This window comes from Bartonella australis AUST/NH1 (genome assembly GCF_000341355.1).
Lineage (GTDB): Bacteria > Pseudomonadota > Alphaproteobacteria > Rhizobiales > Rhizobiaceae > Bartonella > Bartonella australis.
Genome location: NC_020300.1, coordinates 392,911 through 411,877, shown reverse-complemented (window position 1 = coordinate 411,877; position 18,967 = coordinate 392,911). Strand labels below are relative to the sequence as shown.

The window sequence follows — 18,967 nt, the reverse complement described above, 5'->3', positions numbered from 1 at the left end:
CCTCCAGCAAATTAGCCTTTTTGTAACTCTGTCAGTTCGCATCTTCTGATCGCTTTTGGGTTGGCATCGCGAGCTTTACGTATAATTAACACTACAAAACACGTGAAGCTACACCTAATTACCTCAATTTCAGCAGCGCATTTGTGCAAAATTTGTTGCTGATTCCCGAAAAATAAAACCATTTGGCCTATGCCGCCTTACTTTGTCTGAACGCTTCCCAGAAATATAGATCACGGTAATAAATAACAGGCATGGTGCATCCGTGCATCTATCCTAGCAACCACTTCCACTTCCTGCAAATACCATTTATTAACGGCCTCACAAAACCGCAAAAAATTAAGTATGAAGATGCGTAGCAAATTAGCTATTTAAAAAATATGAAAAAACAAAAATGAGCGAGATGTAGAGCTCTTTATCGACTAGACGAAAACAAAATTTGTCTAAAAATAAAGTCGCTCATCATATAAGCCGGTGAACGACGATGTACCGTAATTTACGTTCTAAAATTCTGATATTTTTCTATTGTAATGGCCAAACCCACATTAACATCGGGACCGCCACGACCGCTATCAATACTGCTAACGGAGCGCCGAAACGTATATAATCGCTAAAACGATAACCACCCGGCCCCATAATCAACATATTGCATTGGTGCCCAATAGGCGTTAAAAATTCGCATCCAGCACCAATTGCAACAGCCATCAGAAAAGCTTCAGGCTTATAATGAAGAGAATGAGCAAAACTTGACGCAATTGGCGCTACCATCATCACTGTTGCTGCGTTATTCAAAAACGGCGTTACCAGCATTGCTGTAACTAACATGAGCGCTAATGCCCCAGATGGAGGTAAAAATACAGCCACTTGACTAAGCCAATGGCCGATTAAATTCGTACAGCCTGTTTTTTCCAATACTTCACTAACCGGAATAAGGGCTGCCAACAATACTAATATCTGGCCATCCAAAGCCTGATATAAGTCACGTACCGGAAGAACCCTAAAAACGACCATAGCAGTAGCCGCGGTGAAAAAAGAAAATGCAACCGGGGTAATCTGAAAAGCAGTCAAAATAATTGCGACAAATATAATAGACAAAGATACGAGACCGTGCCGTAAATTACCAAACACAATATTGCGTTTTGCTAAGGGAAGACATTTCAGCTCCCGTAACAAATTTGGGATAACTGTATCCCGTCCCTGTAAAATAATTACGTCCCCAAGACGGAAAACGACGTCGCCAAGCCTCCCCCGCAACCGCTCATGCTGGCGACTTAACGCAAGTAAATTCACATCATAATGGTCAAATAGTAAAAATTTTTCAATACTGATGCCAATAAGAGACGAATTATGCGTAACGACTGCCTCAACAATATCAACATCGCTGTCTTTATCACCTGCGGAAATGACGTGACCGGTAGAAAATTCTAAACGAGCAGAATTAATCACCATATCTAGCCCCGTATGCGAACCTTCTAGTAAAATAGTGTCTCCCTCAGACAAAACAAAATCCGGAAATGGCGAAATAGATATTTTGTTTCTGACAACCTGAGTGACCATAACTTCACCACCTGATGGCTTGACTAAATCAATAATGGTCTTTCCAATAATTGAAGAGTTGGCAGGAATACGTACTTCTGAAACGTAATCACGGATATCAATAGCGTCATCAAATGAAACGCCTGAACGCACTCGAACAGGTAAACGCCAAGAGAAAAAGACCAAATATAATATTCCAACAGCGGCAACTGTCGCTCCAACCGGCGTAAAATCAAACATTGTGAAAGGAATCCCCACTAAACGTTCTCGCATAGCTGAAATCACAACATTAGGTGATGTGCCTATCTGTGTCATAAGGCCACCTAATAAAGCGCCAAACGCCATCGGCATCAAAAATAAAGATGGAGCAACCTGAGAACGGCGAGAAAATTGAAAGGCAATCGGAAGCATAATAGCTAAAGCACCAATATTTTTTACGAACGTCGACAAAATTACTACGCAGATAACCAAAAAAGCTAATTGAAGTCGTATTGACTTTACATCGGGCCATATTCGTTGAACGATAAACTCCATCACACCAGAGCGTGATACAGCCGCACTGATTATAAATACACTCCCTACAATAATGACAATGTCGCTGCTGAAACCGCTAAACGCCTCCTTCGGGCTGACAAGACCAACAAAACAGGAAATCAATAACGTAAAAACAGCAACAAGGTCATAACGAAATCGATCCCAAATAAAAACGGCCATCATAAGACCAATGATGGAAAAAGCCATTATTTGATCTTCTGTCATGATACTCATCTCTCCCCGTTAGCCTGAAACAATCAGCAATAGATATTTCCCTTTTTTAACTGTTCCTGTAACTAGCGACAAGACAAAACTGGACACGGGTACCATTTATAAGGTAGTTAAAAATAGCAAAGAGGATTGTGGTCCACACGTACCTCCTCATTTATCAACGTGGCTTTTTTGCGAAATTTTCGGACCAAAGAAAACCGTTGACAGTGAATGAAAGCTTATTGAAAAAAAGGCCACAACTACCCTACATGCGAAAAATAAATAACGTCAAATTGATGTGCGTCATACATGGGCCTTTATCGTTGCCTACAAAAATTGCCTACGCTTTTAGTGCGTGATAGTGGAATAGAAAGAAAAAATAATGGTCAATTTTAATGATAGGTATCGAAATAATAAAAGACGCTGGTTATTATATATCACCGGATTTATCGCTGTTTTAGCGATCGTAATTATTGGTGTTTTTTACACAGCAAAACCCTATCTTGACAGCTTTCTCAAAAAGGAAATGGCCCGTCATTCCATTAGTGCAGAAACATCAGAAACGAGCATTATGGGCAAAATCAACTTAACTAATGTCATTGTTCCGGCTCCAAAAGGCGTCTCTCTTAGAATTGGCGCTGTTTCAGGCCGCCCTCCTATTTCTTTCATTCCTGGCGCGTTCACACTTTATAACGTCGATTTAAGATACAATAACATCCACCTACAAATCCCTCGCGTTTCCATTAGTGATATATCCTTAAAGGCGAAAAATACCGCAATCCCATCTCGCCTTCTACAATCCCTCATGCGCATTGATATAGAATCTATTGTTGCATCAGATATACTGCTTTCTGTAAAAAACGAGAATAAACCGACAGAAAAAGTCGATATAAAGAATTTTAAGCTTACTGATCTTAGAAACGGCCGTATTCGTTCTATCGATATCAAAAATATAAGCACCAAAACAGACTCTGCAACAGTAACCAAAGATAGCACAAAACAGGCGTACCTGTTACTTGAAAGCGGTGCAGTGAAAGTCCGTAATATTGATCTAGGCTATGCCTATTCTATTATCTTCGGTAAAAACCCCACTGATAATCGAAGCGAAACTATTACCGGACCCATTGCACTAGAAAATGTGACGCTTAACATTTTCGGAGAAACAGAAAAAAAATCCTCCTTTTCTCTTGGGAAGCTTCAGACATCCGGCCTAAAAATGAAGCCGTTTAAACAAAATCTTAAGCAGCTTATTCAAACCTATCTCGATGCGAAAAACTCGAATAATAGAGTTGCCGAAAAAACAGTACAAAATGCCATTATTGTAAATATTCTTTCAGCTATTACCTCGATTGATGCCCAAATTGACAAAGCGATTATTGACACACCGAAGCTAAAAACAACGCTCGAATCATTTCAGTTGCAACCAAGCCAATGGCAACAATCTGTACCTGAAAAGCTTCTTATATCTTTCAGTAGCCTTTCGATCTCGCCTAAGGAATTGGAAAAACACGACTTAGACCTTCTCAAAGATATGAACTTGGAATCTTTCGACTTTTCTGGAAAAGTCGATATCGCGTATAATGAAAAAAAGCGCACGCTTTTCCTTAATACAATATCTTTCGGTGTAAGAGATGTGGGCTCTGGAGAAGTATCAGCAAAAATTATCAATGTCGATGAAGCGCTCTTCTCTGGCCAAAAAGACGCGATAGCTGCTACAACGCAAAATCTTGGTGTAACTGAAATTGATATACGTTACACAGATGCAGGCTTTATTGATAAACTTTTTTCTTATTTTGCAAAAAATCTTACTGATAATAAACATGATCTCAAAAAAGAGCTTTATGATGATTTTTACCTAATTATGACTCAAAGCCCAAGCATATTGTTAAAGGACCACGCTGAAGCCGAAGAAGTTGCAAAATCTTTCGGTGACTTTGCCCAAAATCCGCAAACACTCACGATTAAAATAAGGGCAAAAGATGATAAAGGCCTCACCGCGGCCGACCTCGAAACTGCCTTACAAAGAGATCTATCAGCGGCTCTAAAAAAAGTAAATCTAATTGTTAAAAACGAAGTGATCCACTAAAAATATAGTCAATATCGAAACAATAGCCTTCTATTGTAAATTTAAAATTATTAGTTTTGCTTTTTCTTTGATATAATGCCGGTTGGGGTTCTGCACAGGACAGTTTATACAAAAGATATGTTGGCAAAATTGCCGATAAATGGAGTTTTTTATGGCTGATTTATCTTCAAATCGCTTACCTAATCGTGCCTCCCGTGCCACAAATCGGGCGCTTTCTGCTATTGAACGTTTTCTCCATATTGAAGCTTTGAGCGGCGTCGTTCTTTTGTTGGCCGCTGCCGCTGCGCTTATTTTTGCAAATTCTGAATATTCCTCCTCCTATGAAGCTTTTTGGCATACACCTCTTGGCTTCAATTTTGGCAATTTTACATTATCGTGGGATCTGCATTTCTGGGTGAACGACGCTCTCATGACAGTATTTTTTCTCGTAGCAGGAATGGAAATTCGCCGGGAAATTTATGAAGGTGCTCTTTCTAGTTTTAAACAAGCAACTTTACCAATCATCGCCGCAATAGGTGGAGTTTGTCTTCCTGCAGTTATTTATCTTAGCTTTAACTTTAACGGCGGATATACCCATGGTTGGGCTGTACCTACAGCAACCGATATTGCCTTTGCTGTGGGCATTCTTGCTCTTCTTGGGAAAGCAATCCCGACTAATCTTCATATCGTTCTTTTGTCATTGGCAATTATTGACGATATTATTGCTGTTCTCATCATTGCCTTTTTCTATTCGACTAATCTTGATCTTAGTGGTTTAGCTATCGCTTTGACAGGCGTTTTTGCAGTATTATTTTTTCAATGGATTGGGCTCGCGTCGGCATGGCTTTATATTTTGCCCGGCGCAATTATTTGGTGGGGTCTCATGAAAACGGGCATTCACCCATCGCTCGCCGGTGTGATCTTAGGCATGATGACTCCCGTCTTACCCACTCGCAATCTTGTAGCACCCCTTACTATACTAAGTAACGCAGTTAATGCACTTCAAGAAAAAAACGTAAAAACAGATCTGAATCATATCTCACTCATATTGAAAAAAATGCGCAAAGGGCAGCGTGATATAATCGCACCTGTAATACGCGTCCAAAAAGCGTTGCATCCGTGGGTAGCTTACGGCGTGATGCCGATTTTCGCCTTTGCAAATGCAGGCGTTAGTTTTGCAAATTTTGATCTTTCTTCTGACAAATCGTTCTTAATCGTTCTTGGCATTATCGTTGGCCTATGTGTCGGTAAACCGCTCGGGATTATGACTGCTAGCTATCTAGCGGTAAAATCAGGACTTTGCCGCCTTCCACCTAATATAACATGGGCGGGTATATTATTGATTGGATGTTTAGCAGGGATTGGCTTTACCATGTCTATTTTCGTTTCAATGCTCGCTTTTAAAGACGTTGTTCAGCTTGATTCCGCAAAAATCGGCGTACTTTGTGGATCAGGTCTATCTTCCCTTGCTGGCCTCGTATACGGACTCTGTTACATTAAGAACAATAAAAAAAAGCGCACGGTGACCCTTAATCAATAAAGCACTCGCAAAACCCCTACAGCTAAACTTCCCAAAAGAAGTTTAGCTTGCTCATTTTATTGTCATTTTCTTATAATTATGGCGAAAATGCCTGATAAATATTCTTGCCTATTCTATTAGCTGAAAATTTTAACTATCAAAAATGCAGCATTTTCATTTTATGATTCTCAGCATCCGCACACAATCGTGCTTGCAGAACTTCAGCGTCCAACTTTAATAGCGCTCTTTTTATTAAACCAATAGCCAAAATAACTGCATCTAAGCGGACATTTACCCTCTTTTCTCTCTTCGCTGCTGAAGACCCATTTTATAACTCTCAGCTATCCTGTGTGTATAATTATTGTTTACTGAGAAAACACCAAAATCAAAAAGCTCTTACCCCTTGTCGAGACCATAAACGGCGTGCAAAGTCCTGACTGCAAGTTCAGTATAAGCGCGATCAATCAAAACAGAGATCTTAATTTCCGAAGTGGTTATTGCCTGAATATTAATGCCTTTTTCAGCTAAAGCCTTGAACGCTGTAGCCGCGACACCCGCGTGACTCCGCATCCCAATACCAATAACAGAGATTTTTGCGAGGTCACCTTCGGACTGAATAACATCGTAGCCAATATTTTTACGATTTTTTTCCAGAAGTGCAACAGCCTTATCTACATCGGCAGACGGCACAGTGAAAGTCATATCTGTCTTCGAACCATCTTCAGAGATATTCTGCACAATCATATCGACATTGATACGCTCTTCAGCCAAAGGACCAAAAATTGCCGCGGAGACACCCGGGCGGTCTGCCAGTCGACGCAGCGAAATTTGTGCTTCATCCTTTGCAAAAGCGATACCAGTAACGTTCTGTTGTTCCACAATTTCATCCTCATCGCAAATAAGTGTCCCGGAAAAATTCATTAAATCACCCATGTCCAAAGCCCCGGGGTCCTCGAAACTTGAACGCACGAAAGTGCGGACTTTGTGAACCATAGCCAATTCAACAGAACGAACTTGTAAAACTTTCGCCCCAAGAGAAGCCATTTCGAGCATTTCTTCAAAAGCCACTTTTGACAAACGGCGTGCTTTTGGTTCTATCCGCGGATCAGTTGTATAAACACCGTCTACATCCGTGTAGATATCACAGCGATCAGCCTGCAAAGCTGCAGCCATTGCGATCGCACTCGTATCTGATCCACCGCGTCCCAAAGTAGAAATTCGATTACCTGGAGCTACCCCCTGAAAGCCAGCGATAACCGCCACCTGACCTTCCCTAAAACATTGCAGCAAAAGAGATCCGTTAATATCTACAATCCGCGCACCTCCGTGGGCATCATCTGTATGAATAGGAATTTGCCAACCAAGCCATGAACGAGCCTTCACTCCCATTGCTTGGAGTGTAATAGCTAATAAACCGGCCGTCACTTGTTCGCCAGAAGCGACAACTACGTCATATTCGTGGGTATCATACACTGGTGAAGCATCACGCGTCCACTGGACAAGCTCATTAGTTTTACCCGCCATTGCCGACACTACAACAGCGACCTCATTGCCTGCGTCCGCTTCTCTTTTGACGTGCCGCGCAACATTATGGATATGTTCAATGTCCGCAACAGATGTTCCGCCGAATTTCATGACAATACGCGCCATTTCACGACACTCTTATATTTCTTATTTCACACAATAGCTAGAATGGGACCCTGTAATTATACAAAGCCGCCTTCTGACATAACTAATATCTACCATTTTCGCAAGCCTTAGCAGGTTTACGTTAATTTACGCTTGACTTTAAAAAAAATTCATCTGACGTGATAATCGAGAAGTGAAAGGAGGGCAGTATGATAAACGAAAATCGCACAACAATCGATCAGGATGAAATCGACCATTTTTCGCGTATCGCCGCTGAGTGGTGGAATCCGCAAGGCAAATTTCGGCCTCTGCATAAGTTCAACCCGACGCGTCTTGCTTATATTAAGGAAAAAGTCTGTTTAGCATTTGACCGCGATCCTATTTCACTGACACCCTTTAAAGACTTAAAATTTCTTGATATTGGCTGCGGAGGAGGCTTATTGTGCGAACCAATGGCCCGTCTTGGGGCCACTGTTGTGGGAGTCGATGCTGCGCAAGCTAATATCGAAATAGCAAAAAGCCATGCAGCACAAAACGGCCTTTTAATCGACTATCGCGCTACCACTGCGGAAGAACTTGCAAATGAAGGTGAGCAATTTGACGTGATCCTCAATATGGAGGTCGTCGAGCACGTTGCTGACGTTAACCTCTTTTTATCAGCAACAGCTAAAATGCTCAAACCAGAGGGGCTTATGTTTATTGCGACGCTCAACCGTACTTGGAAGGCATGGGGATTAGCTATTATAGGCGCTGAATACATTTTACGCTGGCTTCCTAAAGGAACTCATGACTACAAAAAATTTCTGAAACCCCAAGAACTTTCGAATCTATTATTAAAAAATTCTCTTACTGTTATTGATAAGATCGGTATAACTTATAATCCATTAAATGACAGTTGGAATCGCTCAGAAAATACAGATGTCAACTACATTCTTCTCGCGCAACGGCTTAAATAAGTGCGCCATAATCAACAACTAATGAGCTCCTTCCAATAAAGAATCGAGCTTGCCTTCAGCGTCTAAAGCGTAGAGATCATCACACCCTCCAACATGATAATCACCTATAAAAATTTGCGGAAACGTATTACGCCCGTTAGCTTTCTGTATCATTTCTTGGCGGAGGGAAGTTGAAGCATCAATATCAGTATATTTTACGCCTTTCTCATCAAGTAGGGCACGCGCTTTTATGCAATAAGGGCAATTAGGACGTGTATAAAGTGTGATCTTTTTCATAATAATCTCCATTCTTTATTTAATATGATACATTATTAGTAGCCTCTCCTAAATTAGGAAAAATAGGGTCATTCTTTAGTACACGCGAAAATGTTAATATATCAACCTGTCGCGCGCCTGCGCGTTTTAATATCGCGGCTGCTGCGGTAACTGTTACACCCGTTGTCAAAACATCATCAATGAGCAAAATAGAGCATCCTTTTATATGTTTTTTAACTTCCTTAGGCACCTTAAAAGCGCCTTGTACATTAAGCTTTCTCTCCCTAGAAGACAAGCCGACCTGCGGACGTGTATGCCGACAACGCGTAAGCCAACCAGGTTTAAAAGGTTTCTTCCGTATCACTGCGATATAACGAGCAAGCTCAGCAGATTGGTTATAACGCCGCCGAAAAAAACGACGAAAATGTAGTGGGATGGGAATAATAACGTCACAATCATTAATTACTTCACGTCCTGCAAGTATCATCCAGTTAGCCATAAAACGTGCTAATTCTATATGGTCACTGTATTTCAGTCGTATTGCTAAAATTCGAGCTAGTCCCTTATGAACAACAGCAGAGCGGATACGTGAAAAAGGAGGAGAAGTCTGGATAGCCTCACCGCTAAGAAAACCATCTCCCATATCATGGTGAAAAGGAACGCCCATAACAGGACAATAAGGTCTCGTAATAAATTGGAGATCTTTCCAACAATCGGGACAAACTGTACCGTGAGCAGAGACTATTTTTTTGCATCCAAGGCAAATCGGTGGATACAGAATCGCTGCTAAACGCTCAATATATTCACCCAATATACCCCCGCTATTTAAAATAATTTCCAAAAAATATTATGCTATTAATTTGTTGCTTGATATAAGTTTGCGATGCACCAAAAATTCCTTTCGCACCTTAAAATTTACGAAATTTAATTTTTTTGAAGGCTCTACTCTTTTATAAACTCACTTTTACTTTTTATTTGGCATTATAAACTTAACGTAATATGCATACAATAACTATATTCAAAGTGCGCGGCGCCATATACTGAAAGAACTCGATAATATGTCGTATCCTTCGATTTTTGATTACACGCGTATTGAACAATTCCGTAAACGGGCTTTTAAAAAAGCAAAAAAGGGATATGACTTTTTATTGTCTTATGTTGTCGAAGATCTTTATGAACGTCTCAGTGCTGTTGATCGCAAATTTACATTAGCTTTAGATTTGCACGGACACACAGGCCTCGCTGCGGAAGCCTTGACAAAATCCGGTAAAATCTGTTCCGTAGAATGCGTCGAAACCGACACCCTTTATGAGAATCGTAGCAAAAAATTTCACTTACGTCATCGAGAACTACTCGATTTTCCTCGGCATTATTGTGACCTTATCGTTTCGCTTCTCTCATTACAGCTGACAAATGATACCCCTGGTGTTCTCAGTCAGGTAAAAAACATTCTAAAGCCAGACGGTCTATTTCTCGCTGTTATGGCTGGAGCTGGTACACTGAGAGAATTACGCGAAAGTTTACTTCAAGCTGAAATGGAACTTTATGGCGGAGTTAGCCCAAGGGTTTACCCCTTCGCTGATATTCGCGATGTAGGGGCTGTTTTACAGCGTGTCGGTTTTTCTGTACCCGTAGTAGACGTTGAAAATGTTACTATACGATACAATACAATGTTCGATCTTATGCGGGATCTTAAGGCTATGGGAATGCAAAACGCGCTCATTAACCGCTCGAAACGACCCGTATCCAGACGCTTTTTTCTTCGTGCCGCCGAAATCTACGCAGAGCGGTTTAGCGACCCAGACGGCCGCATTCAAGCGCATTTTTCCTTCATTTGGCTATCTGGCTGGGCGCCTAATAAAAACTAATGCCTGCTCGCACAACCGGATCTGCCTAAAACGCCTCCTGTGAATGTTTTAGAGAAGCAATCAAAGCAAAATACCCCGTGACCTCGGCGCGGAAATTATTTCTCAAAAATACTTTTATCCGTTGTACGTAATACCTGGCTTGTTATAGTGCCGGCCAACATTGAACCACTTACATTAAGGGCCGTGCGCCCCATATCAACTAAAGGTTCGACAGAGATTAACACAGCTACCAAAGAAACAGGAAGCCCCATAATTGGCAATACGATCAATGCAGAAAAAATAGCGCCACCACCAACCCCAGCGACGCCGATAGAACCTAACGTCGTAACAGCAATAAGTGTAAGAACCCAAAGAGGATCGAAGGGATTAATACCGACGGAAGGAGCTACCATAGCTGCGACCATTGCCGGATAAAGACCTGCACAACCATTTTGTCCAATCACTGTACCAAAAGAGGCTGAAAAACCAGCGATTGACTGCGGCACACCGAGCCACTGTGTTTGTGCCTCAATATTTAGAGGAACACTAGCGGTACTCGAACGGCTGCTAAAAGCAAATGTTAAGACAGGCAGAATTTTTTTGAAAAAGCGGAATGGATTAATACCTGATACACTAAGCAATATACCGTGAATTCCAAATACAAAAATAATGCCGACGTAAGAAGCGATAACAAAAATCAGTAATTTTAAAATATTTGCAGTATTTGCGGTCGCCCCTAGCTTAGTCATAAGTGCAAAAACGCCGTAAGGCGTTAAGGAAACTATAATGCGCACTAACTGTATAATCCAAGAATGCACAATCTGGACAAATGAAAGAATTTTCTGCCCTTTACCTAGATCATCCCTCTTTAAAAAAATAGCTGCAACCCCCAAAAATGCTGAAAAAACAACAACACTAATAATAGATGTCCCTTTTTCCCCGCTTAGCGCAGCAAATGGATTTTGAGGAATGAGCGATAAAATTGCCTTTGGTACGCTCATATCTCCAAGCTGAGAAGTATAACCTGTAAGAACAGAGGATACATCTTCTCCTCCATGCACAAAACCGTCTACTGTTAGTCCGAATAAGTCAATTACCAAAATACCAACCAACGCCGACAAAGAGGTTGTGAAGAGTAATATCGAAATTGTCACTATACTAATTCTGCCGATAGCATAAACAGAATGCAGATGCGCTACTGCCGAGAGAATAGAGATAAAAATCAGCGGTACGACAACCATTTGCAATAATGATATATAACCATGCCCGACGATATTAAACCACTCAACAGATTTTAATAGAGTAGGCTCATTTCCTCCATAAATAACCTGTAAGGCACCACCAAAACCTAAGCCAATAACTAGGCCCAGCATAACACGAAGCGAAAGACTCCAATTGCCTTTTTTACATTGAGCAAGAAGCCATAAAAGAATAACAAATAGAGCTAAATTAATAAAAAAATTGAATGTCATAGTCTATTCCTGATATTATTGTGCTCGCTGTTGCAGATAACGCCTAACTCGCAATTAAGTTGGTTACAAAGCAGAACATAAAGGTTATTATCTTTTTACAAAATTGTTACTTTAAATATATATTCGCGTATTCTGAAAACGAACTTTATCTTCTGTTATACGGCGGGCATTAAAAGAGCTATTCCTTAATTAAGAGGCAAACCCCGCGTGACCGTTATCGTGTTTTTGATACAAAGCTTTGTGCAAAAAATGCATAACAGCAATAATCAGGGAAATTAATTGTGCAGAAATAGAGATTTTTTTTGGGACAGCCTGCCCCTTTTTCGAAGACAACCCCCCATTGGTCCCCCTTTTCGAACAGTCATTGGAAACAAAAGACCCTCTGTCGGTAAATACACTAAAGAAGAAAATTGTTCAACACCCGAACCAGCGGTTTATCAGCATCGGGCATAGGATATTTGTGAAGGTCGCCGACAAAAACCCATTGTAATTTTTGTCCTTCTCGTCCCCGTGGAGTGCCTTCATAACAGTGACAATGATAAAATGGCATTAATAGGTGGAAGGTTTCGTAGCCGTGGCTCGCAAATGTTAAAGGTAACAAATCACCTGCCCGAACATAAACGCCAAGCTCTTCCTCTAATTCACGAATCAGCGACTCCTCCGGCGTTTCACCCTTTTCAACTTTGCCGCCAGGAAATTCCCATAAACCAGCAAGCGTTTTTCCTTGGGGCCGCTCTGTCAGCAAGACCCGGTTATCCCGGTCTAGTAATGCACAGGCGACGACGAGAAGAAGTAAATTTTTTGCACACATATCGACCCCTAGCAAAGATAATGACGATCGTTTCTTTTTCTACCACAGGCCGCTATCTAAAAACAAAAAAGTTTGAATATTCAATACTCTCTTCCTTCAAGGATACACTGGTCCTGATATTCGCGTTTATGCCGCGTGAATATCAACTTCTGTAATCTCCGTTGATTGCAACATATTCTTTTGTCAAATCGCAGGACCAAACCCGCGCCTTACCACCTCCGAGACCAATATCAACGCGGATCATAATATTCTTTTCCTTCATATAAGCGCCGACTTCTTCCTCATTATAATCAGGGTCACGTTCGCCATTGATAGCCAAACGATATTCCCCAAACCAAATCGTCAAAAGATCTCGGTCTGCTTCAACGCCTGCTTTACCAACTGCCATAACCACCCGCCCCCAGTTAGCGTCCTCCCCCGCAATAGCCGTTTTTACAAGTGGCGAATTGGCAATCGACATAGCAATAGTTTTAGCAGCATCATCTGTTGTGGCGCCAGTTACATTTACTTCAATTAAATGACGTGCACCCTCACCGTCACAGACGACTTGCAGAGCAAGATCGCGCAGAAGGCTACCTAATTGCTCCGAAAATACACTATAGCGCGGGTCAGATTTATTTGTTAAACGAGGGAGGCTTCCTTTTGCTTTGCCTGTCGCGAACATCATTAATGTATCTGATGTTGAAGTATCACTATCAACAGTAATTGCGTTAAAAGATCCATGAACTGCCTCAGACAACATAGATTGAAGTATATCCGAAGCGATCGCGGCATCGCTTACCACGAAAGAAAGCATGGTGGCCATATCTGGTGCAATCATGCCAGCGCCTTTTGCAATCCCATTAATGATAACAACTTCTCCACAGCAATTAAATCTACGGGTTGCGACTTTCGGAAATGTATCGGTTGTCATAATGGCTCTCGCAGCTTCTAGCCAATCTCCCTCTTTGGCTCTGACTGCCATATCTGGTAAAAGGCTTAAAATACGAGACTCATCCATTGGCTCGCCAATAACACCAGTAGAGGCTATAAAAATTTCATTTTCTTTCGCCCCTAAAATATCAGCCGCAGCATGCACTATTGCTTTCGTTGTCCGCTCGCCCTTACGCCCCGTAAAAGCGTTTGCATTCCCAGCATTAACCACAACACCCTTAGCAATTCCGTGGGAAAGTGACTCTCGGCAATGATCTACAGAAGTAGATGAACATTTTGAACGTGTAAAAACACCGGCCACACTTGCCGGCTCATCAAATACGATAAAAAGGAGATCTGCGCGATTTTTATATTTAATTCCAGCTTCCGCTGTTGCCATCCGCACGCCGGATAATGGCGGAAGTTCTTGTCTCATTTTTGGATATAAAGGCGATATTCTCACAGCTATTACGCGCTCTTTCATCAACGTAAACGAGGTGCAATACAACAAAGCACTTGCTGGGCTCTATGAGAAATAAGAAACGTCAAAAAGCCCAGCTCGCAGGATGTTATTTTTCTTCTTTTTCGTTCTTATGGGGTGAACCGTCTAGAAGCGATGTTTCGTTTTTATCAAGCGAACGGATTAATTTTTCAACGTTAGCGTCAGGGTATTTCACATCTAGCTGACTGCGCAAACCGACGATAAGCATTTGGTACCGATCTCTTATAAGCTGCGCACGCAATGCCTCTTTAACATCATCAAATACTGGGGGCTGTCTCAAGCGGCGATCTTCTACTTTGATGACGTGCCAGCCAAACGGACTTTCAACGGGCGTTTTAGTATATGTGCCGACTTTTAAGCCGAACGCTGCCTCTTCAAAAGGCTTAACCATTTGACCACGACTAAAATAACCTAGGTCGCCACCAACAGCAGCTGAACCATCTGTAGAATCCTTCTTTGCAATCTCTTCAAACTTTTCTCCTTTATTTAAGCGCTTAATAACGGATTCCGCTTCTTTTTTTGTTTTGACCAAAATATGGCGTGCTTTAACTTCATCTTCTTTAGGTAAAGCAGCAACTTCTTTATCATAAAGAGCTTTCAAATCAGCATCTGTAATTTGATCAACAATCATCCGCTTAAAATAAAGCTGCTGGAGAACATTATCACGCATTACAACCATACGTTTATCGTAATCTTCCGTCTTATCCATGCCTTTCTGAATTGCAGCTTTAGCAAGCGCTTGCATATCTACGTAGGCTTTTAAGATCATTATACGACGTCGTTCCTCAGGAAGACGAGCTAAATTAGGATTCATTTCGAGCGCAAGCTCGTCTAATTTCCCTGCAGTAATGTTATTTCCGTCAATAATTGCCATGATATGAGAAAGCGCAACTGGTTTTTCAGAGACTTTCTCCATTGTTTTTAAGTCATCGGGCGCAGATTTCGCATCCCCTTGAGCCACCGCCCCTAAACTCGTACTTACCAATAAGGTTGACGTCAAAAATAGCGTGATAAAATCAAATTTCATAAATATACTCCTTAAGAACAACCGCGTATCTACGGCTTAAATTCCTTTTACCATAATACCTTAACCTCTAACTACAGATAAATATAATAATTTTATCTCCAAAGGCGCAAACTTCACTCTCTATATCTTAATATACTTTGTTCCACTTGGATACTACAAAGCGCCATGATATAGAAAATACTGCATCGTGCACTGAATTTCTCCGCGCTTCATCAGCCAAATAGCATCACCGAAGTTGACACAGCGGACTTAGCCCCTTATCTCTACTTTAAAATTAAATGAAAAAATTAAGCACCGGCAAATATAGTGCTACCACTTACATCTAATTGTATCAAATACCCCAAGAGATGCAAGGTGTGGATATAACCTATAAAGCACCAAACAGCGGTGACAACAGATAACAAAGAAAGGGCCAGAAATGGTCGGTTTAGGTGTTTTTGCGCGTAATTTTTTTGGTTCGGCTCGCGAACGTCGTATTAAAGCTCTTCGCCGAAAAGTCGCGCAGATTAACGTTTTAGAAGAACAATTTCAAAAATTGAGCGATACACAACTTTGCCAAAAAACCGACGAATTTCGTCAACGGTTAGCCGAAGGAGCAACCGTTGATTCGCTTTTATCAGAAGCTTTTGCAACCGTCCGTGAAGCAGCGAAGCGTGTTTACGATATGCGCCCTTTTGATGTACAACTTATTGGTGGAATGGTCCTTCATGACCGGGGCATCGCCGAAATGCGCACTGGTGAAGGTAAGACGTTAATGGCAACTCTGCCAGTTTACCTCAACGCCTTAGAAGGGAAAGGTGTTCACGTCGTCACGGTGAATGATTATCTCGCTAGCCGTGATGCTGAAACAATGGGCAAGATTTACGACTTTCTTGGCTTAACAACGGGCGTAATTCTAAACAATTTGGATAATGATGCGCGACGAGCGGCCTACGCGTGCGACGTCACTTACGCAACAAATAATGAATTGGGTTTTGATTATCTACGTGATAATATGGCTTTTGACCGTAGCCAAATGGTCCAACGCGGTCATCATTACGCAATTGTCGATGAAGTTGATTCAATTCTTATCGATGAAGCACGCACCCCGCTTATTATTTCTGGCCCTTTGGAAGATCGCACAGAATTCTATAATCTTATCGATACATTTATTCCTTTCCTAATGCCTGAAGATTACGAAATAGACGAAAAGCAAAGGACAACGACCTTCACCGAAGTCGGCACTGAAAAAGTCGAAAAAATGCTCGAACAAGCCGGGCATCTTAAAAGCGGAAGCCTTTATGATATAGAAAATGTTGCTCTCGTCCACCATATCAATAACGCTCTAAAAGCTCATAAGCTGTTTATTCGCGATAAAGATTACATTGTCCGCAATGGTGAAATCGTCATTATTGACGAATTTACCGGTCGTATGATGCCGGGACGGCGCTATTCTGAGGGTTTGCATCAGGCGCTAGAAGCCAAAGAGCACGTGGCTATTCAACCGGAAAATCAGACATTAGCTTCTATTACTTTTCAAAATTATTTTCGTATGTACAAAAAATTGTCTGGTATGACGGGAACCGCTGTAACAGAAGCTGAAGAATTCGGTAATATTTACGGCCTTGAAGTCGTAGAAGTCCCTACAAATTTGCCAGTAAAGCGTCTTGATGAAGATGATGAAATTTATCGAACAGCAGAAGAAAAATATCGTGCTATCGTGCATGATATCCGCCAAGCGCACCAAAAAGGGCAGCCCATTCTTGTTGGTACAACCTCTATCGAAAAGTCAGAACAACTAGCTGAACGTCTTCGGAAAGAAGGTATTACCGATTTTAAAGTTTTGAACGCGCGTTATCATGAACAAGAAGCATATATTATCGCTCAAGCGGGTGTTCCAGGAGCGCTGACTATTGCAACCAATATGGCAGGCCGTGGCACCGATATACAGCTCGGCGGTAATATTGAAATGCGTATCCGACAAGAATTACAGGATATTCCTGAGGGACCAGCGCAATTTGCTAAGATTGAGGAAATTAAGAGGGACGTCAAACAACTTAAAGAAAAAGCATTAGCTGCCGGGGGACTTTACGTCATTGCTACCGAACGACATGAAAGCCGCCGCATCGACAATCAGCTTCGTGGCCGCTCTGGCCGCCAAGGCGATCCTGGCCGCTCAAAATTCTTTCTTTCTCTCCAAGATGATCTCATGCGTATATTTGGTTCTGACCGTATGGATACTATACTGCAAAAACTCGGATTGAAAGAAGGTGAAGCCATTATTCATCCATGGATTAATAAAGCACTTGAGAAAGCTCAAAAAAAAGTCGAAGCACGTAACTTCGAAATTCGCAAAAATTTATTAAAATACGATGACGTGATGAATGATCAGAGGAAAGTGATTTTTGAGCAGCGTATGGAAATTATGAGCGCAGAAGATTTAACTGAAATGGTTACTGAAATGCGTAATGAAGTGATCGAGGATTTAGTAGAATCTCACATTCCGTCCGGGACATATTCCGAAAAATGGAATACCGAAGCTCTAAAAGACGAATTATACCAACTCTTCAATCTTGAGCTTCCGATAGAACAGTGGATAAAAGAAGACGGAATCGCTGAAGAACAAATATTGGAACGCGTATCAAACGCTATCACTAAGCTTGATAGCGAACGTGCGGAGCGCTATTCTCCAGAAATTAGAGCTTACTTTCACAAAATCGCATTGCTTGAAACTATCGATACGCTGTGGCGTGAACATCTGGTTAATTTGGATCATTTGCGTTCTATTGTGGGTTTTCGCGGTTACGCGCAACGGGACCCACTTAATGAATATAAAACAGAGTCATTCGAACTATTTCAGACTATGCTACAGAATCTCCGTAAAAATGCTATTTCTAAGCTTATGCGCTTCGAGATTGTCCAGCACCCTGCAGAACCTGCAATTCCCGTAGAAATCCACGCTGAGCACCTTGCCATTGATAGCCAAGATAAAAAAGGAGAATTTGCACCGCGGCTGCAAACACAAAAAAATACGTTCGTTAATCCGGCAAAACGCGACCCGAATGACCCAACCACATGGGGGAAAATCGGACGTAATGAACTTTGTCCTTGCGGTTCAGAAAAAAAATATAAACACTGTCATGGGTCGCTGGTCTAAAAAGCAGACGGCTAATATGAGAAAAAAACAAAATTATGAACAAAAATTGCGCACAGCAGGTCTGAGAATAACGCGTCAAAGGCGCGTTATCCTAGGTATTTTGGCGGATACAGATGACCACCCAAATGCAGTTGAAATCTTCCAGCGTGCTAATGACATAGATTCTAGCATTTCTCTATCGACTGTTTACCGCACTATGAAAATATTAGAGAATAACGGAACGATCCATAGACATGCCTTCAGTGGAGGCCCTTCTCGCTTTGAGCAAGCTGATGGCCAGCATCATTACCACCTTATCGATATAGAAACAGGACAAATCATCGAATTTCAGTCTAATATCATTGAAAAACTGCAAGAAAAAATTGCCCATTCCCTCAGCTATGATATCATTCACCACCGCCTTGAATTTTACGGAAAAAAGCGCAAAAATTGACCATGTATACGATCAAAATTATTCATGCAAATTGAATTTTATGAAAGCCTACTTAAAAAATCTGCAGTTTTCATTGGCAAAAGCATTTTTCTGTTTTATCACCCCTTATCACACGATGGTGTAATA

13 protein-coding genes and 1 pseudogene are annotated in these 18,967 nt (G+C 41.5%); 6 read left to right on the top strand and 8 right to left on the bottom strand.

Features of this window, described 5'->3' with window-relative positions:
- Window positions 1–519: 519 nt before the first annotated feature.
- Entirely contained in the window at window positions 520–2,292 is a 1,773-nt protein-coding gene (locus BANH1_RS01770) for an SLC13 family permease (RefSeq protein ID WP_015397727.1), read from the bottom strand.
- Window positions 2,293–2,659: 367 nt separating this feature from the next.
- Between BANH1_RS01770 and BANH1_RS01765 the strand changes: the two genes are divergently transcribed.
- Together BANH1_RS01765 and nhaA are read left to right on the top strand one after the other, a co-directional pair.
- Window positions 2,660–4,363, top strand: coding sequence for a hypothetical protein (locus BANH1_RS01765; RefSeq protein WP_015397726.1), 1,704 nt, complete (start codon window positions 2,660–2,662; stop codon window positions 4,361–4,363).
- Window positions 4,364–4,514: 151 nt separating this feature from the next.
- Window positions 4,515–5,882: a Na+/H+ antiporter NhaA gene (gene nhaA / locus BANH1_RS01760; RefSeq protein ID WP_015397725.1), complete on the top strand. Its 1,368-nt coding sequence runs from the start codon at window positions 4,515–4,517 to the stop codon at window positions 5,880–5,882.
- Window positions 5,883–6,257: 375 nt separating this feature from the next.
- Here nhaA and BANH1_RS01755 read toward each other — a convergent pair whose 3' ends face one another.
- Entirely contained in the window at window positions 6,258–7,511 is a 1,254-nt protein-coding gene (locus BANH1_RS01755; RefSeq protein WP_015397724.1) for an aspartate kinase, read from the bottom strand.
- A 188-nt stretch (window positions 7,512–7,699) separates the two neighbouring features.
- On the opposite strand from BANH1_RS01755, the gene ubiG reads away from it, so the two are divergent.
- Window positions 7,700–8,446 carry a bifunctional 2-polyprenyl-6-hydroxyphenol methylase/3-demethylubiquinol 3-O-methyltransferase UbiG gene (gene ubiG, locus BANH1_RS01750; RefSeq protein WP_015397723.1) on the top strand — a complete coding sequence of 249 codons (747 nt, stop codon included), beginning with the start codon at window positions 7,700–7,702 and terminating at the stop codon, window positions 8,444–8,446.
- An 18-nt stretch (window positions 8,447–8,464) separates the two neighbouring features.
- Here ubiG and grxC read toward each other — a convergent pair whose 3' ends face one another.
- Together grxC and BANH1_RS01740 are read right to left on the bottom strand one after the other, a co-directional pair.
- Window positions 8,465–8,722: a glutaredoxin 3 gene (gene grxC, locus BANH1_RS01745; RefSeq protein WP_015397722.1), complete on the bottom strand. Its 258-nt coding sequence runs from the start codon at window positions 8,720–8,722 to the stop codon at window positions 8,465–8,467.
- 19 nt (window positions 8,723–8,741) lie between these two features.
- Window positions 8,742–9,515: a ComF family protein gene (locus BANH1_RS01740; RefSeq protein ID WP_187287503.1), complete on the bottom strand. Its 774-nt coding sequence runs from the start codon at window positions 9,513–9,515 to the stop codon at window positions 8,742–8,744.
- 244 nt (window positions 9,516–9,759) lie between these two features.
- Here BANH1_RS01740 and BANH1_RS01735 point away from each other — a divergent pair.
- Window positions 9,760–10,566: pseudogene (locus tag BANH1_RS01735) on the top strand (methyltransferase domain-containing protein); the annotation flags it as partial.
- A 98-nt stretch (window positions 10,567–10,664) separates the two neighbouring features.
- On the opposite strand, the gene BANH1_RS01730 reads toward BANH1_RS01735, so the two are convergent.
- The 4 genes from BANH1_RS01730 to BANH1_RS01715 form a co-directional block, all read right to left on the bottom strand.
- Complete coding sequence (locus tag BANH1_RS01730; protein WP_015397719.1) at window positions 10,665–12,020, bottom strand: L-cystine transporter; 1,356 nt, start codon at window positions 12,018–12,020, stop codon at window positions 10,665–10,667.
- Between the two features lie 397 nt (window positions 12,021–12,417).
- Window positions 12,418–12,831: a (deoxy)nucleoside triphosphate pyrophosphohydrolase gene (locus BANH1_RS01725; protein WP_015397718.1), complete on the bottom strand. Its 414-nt coding sequence runs from the start codon at window positions 12,829–12,831 to the stop codon at window positions 12,418–12,420.
- A gap of 142 nt (window positions 12,832–12,973) precedes the next feature.
- The gene (argJ, locus tag BANH1_RS01720) at window positions 12,974–14,212 is read right to left on the bottom strand and encodes a bifunctional glutamate N-acetyltransferase/amino-acid acetyltransferase ArgJ (RefSeq protein WP_041583183.1); all 1,239 of its coding nucleotides are present in this window, start codon (window positions 14,210–14,212) and stop codon (window positions 12,974–12,976) included.
- Window positions 14,213–14,312: 100 nt separating this feature from the next.
- A complete protein-coding gene (locus BANH1_RS01715) occupies window positions 14,313–15,272 on the bottom strand; it encodes a peptidylprolyl isomerase (RefSeq protein WP_015397716.1) in 960 nt (319 codons plus the stop codon).
- Between the two features lie 418 nt (window positions 15,273–15,690).
- On the opposite strand from BANH1_RS01715, the gene secA reads away from it, so the two are divergent.
- Both secA and BANH1_RS01705 read left to right on the top strand, forming a co-directional pair.
- Window positions 15,691–18,408 carry a preprotein translocase subunit SecA gene (gene secA / locus BANH1_RS01710; protein ID WP_015397715.1) on the top strand — a complete coding sequence of 906 codons (2,718 nt, stop codon included), beginning with the start codon at window positions 15,691–15,693 and terminating at the stop codon, window positions 18,406–18,408.
- Complete coding sequence (locus BANH1_RS01705; protein WP_041582916.1) at window positions 18,347–18,841, top strand: Fur family transcriptional regulator; 495 nt, start codon at window positions 18,347–18,349, stop codon at window positions 18,839–18,841. Before secA ends, BANH1_RS01705 begins: the two co-directional genes overlap by 62 nt.
- Window positions 18,842–18,967 lie beyond the last annotated feature (126 nt).

Bases quoted from the DNA above. Each gene is read 5' to 3' on its own strand.
- BANH1_RS01765 (WP_015397726.1), top strand. From the start codon at position 2,660: ATGGTCAATTTTAATGATAGGTATCGAAATAATAAAAGACGCTGGTTA.
- nhaA (WP_015397725.1), top strand. From the start codon at position 4,515: ATGGCTGATTTATCTTCAAATCGCTTACCTAATCGTGCCTCCCGTGCC.
- secA (WP_015397715.1), top strand. From the start codon at position 15,691: ATGGTCGGTTTAGGTGTTTTTGCGCGTAATTTTTTTGGTTCGGCTCGC.
- BANH1_RS01715 (WP_015397716.1), bottom strand. From the start codon at position 15,272: ATGAAATTTGATTTTATCACGCTATTTTTGACGTCAACCTTATTGGTA.
- BANH1_RS01725 (WP_015397718.1), bottom strand. From the start codon at position 12,831: ATGTGTGCAAAAAATTTACTTCTTCTCGTCGTCGCCTGTGCATTACTA.
- BANH1_RS01755 (WP_015397724.1), bottom strand. From the start codon at position 7,511: ATGGCGCGTATTGTCATGAAATTCGGCGGAACATCTGTTGCGGACATT.
- BANH1_RS01705 (WP_041582916.1), top strand. From the start codon at position 18,347: ATGAACTTTGTCCTTGCGGTTCAGAAAAAAAATATAAACACTGTCATG.
- BANH1_RS01730 (WP_015397719.1), bottom strand. From the start codon at position 12,020: ATGACATTCAATTTTTTTATTAATTTAGCTCTATTTGTTATTCTTTTA.
- grxC (WP_015397722.1), bottom strand. From the start codon at position 8,722: ATGAAAAAGATCACACTTTATACACGTCCTAATTGCCCTTATTGCATA.
- BANH1_RS01770 (WP_015397727.1), bottom strand. From the start codon at position 2,292: ATGACAGAAGATCAAATAATGGCTTTTTCCATCATTGGTCTTATGATG.
- ubiG (WP_015397723.1), top strand. From the start codon at position 7,700: ATGATAAACGAAAATCGCACAACAATCGATCAGGATGAAATCGACCAT.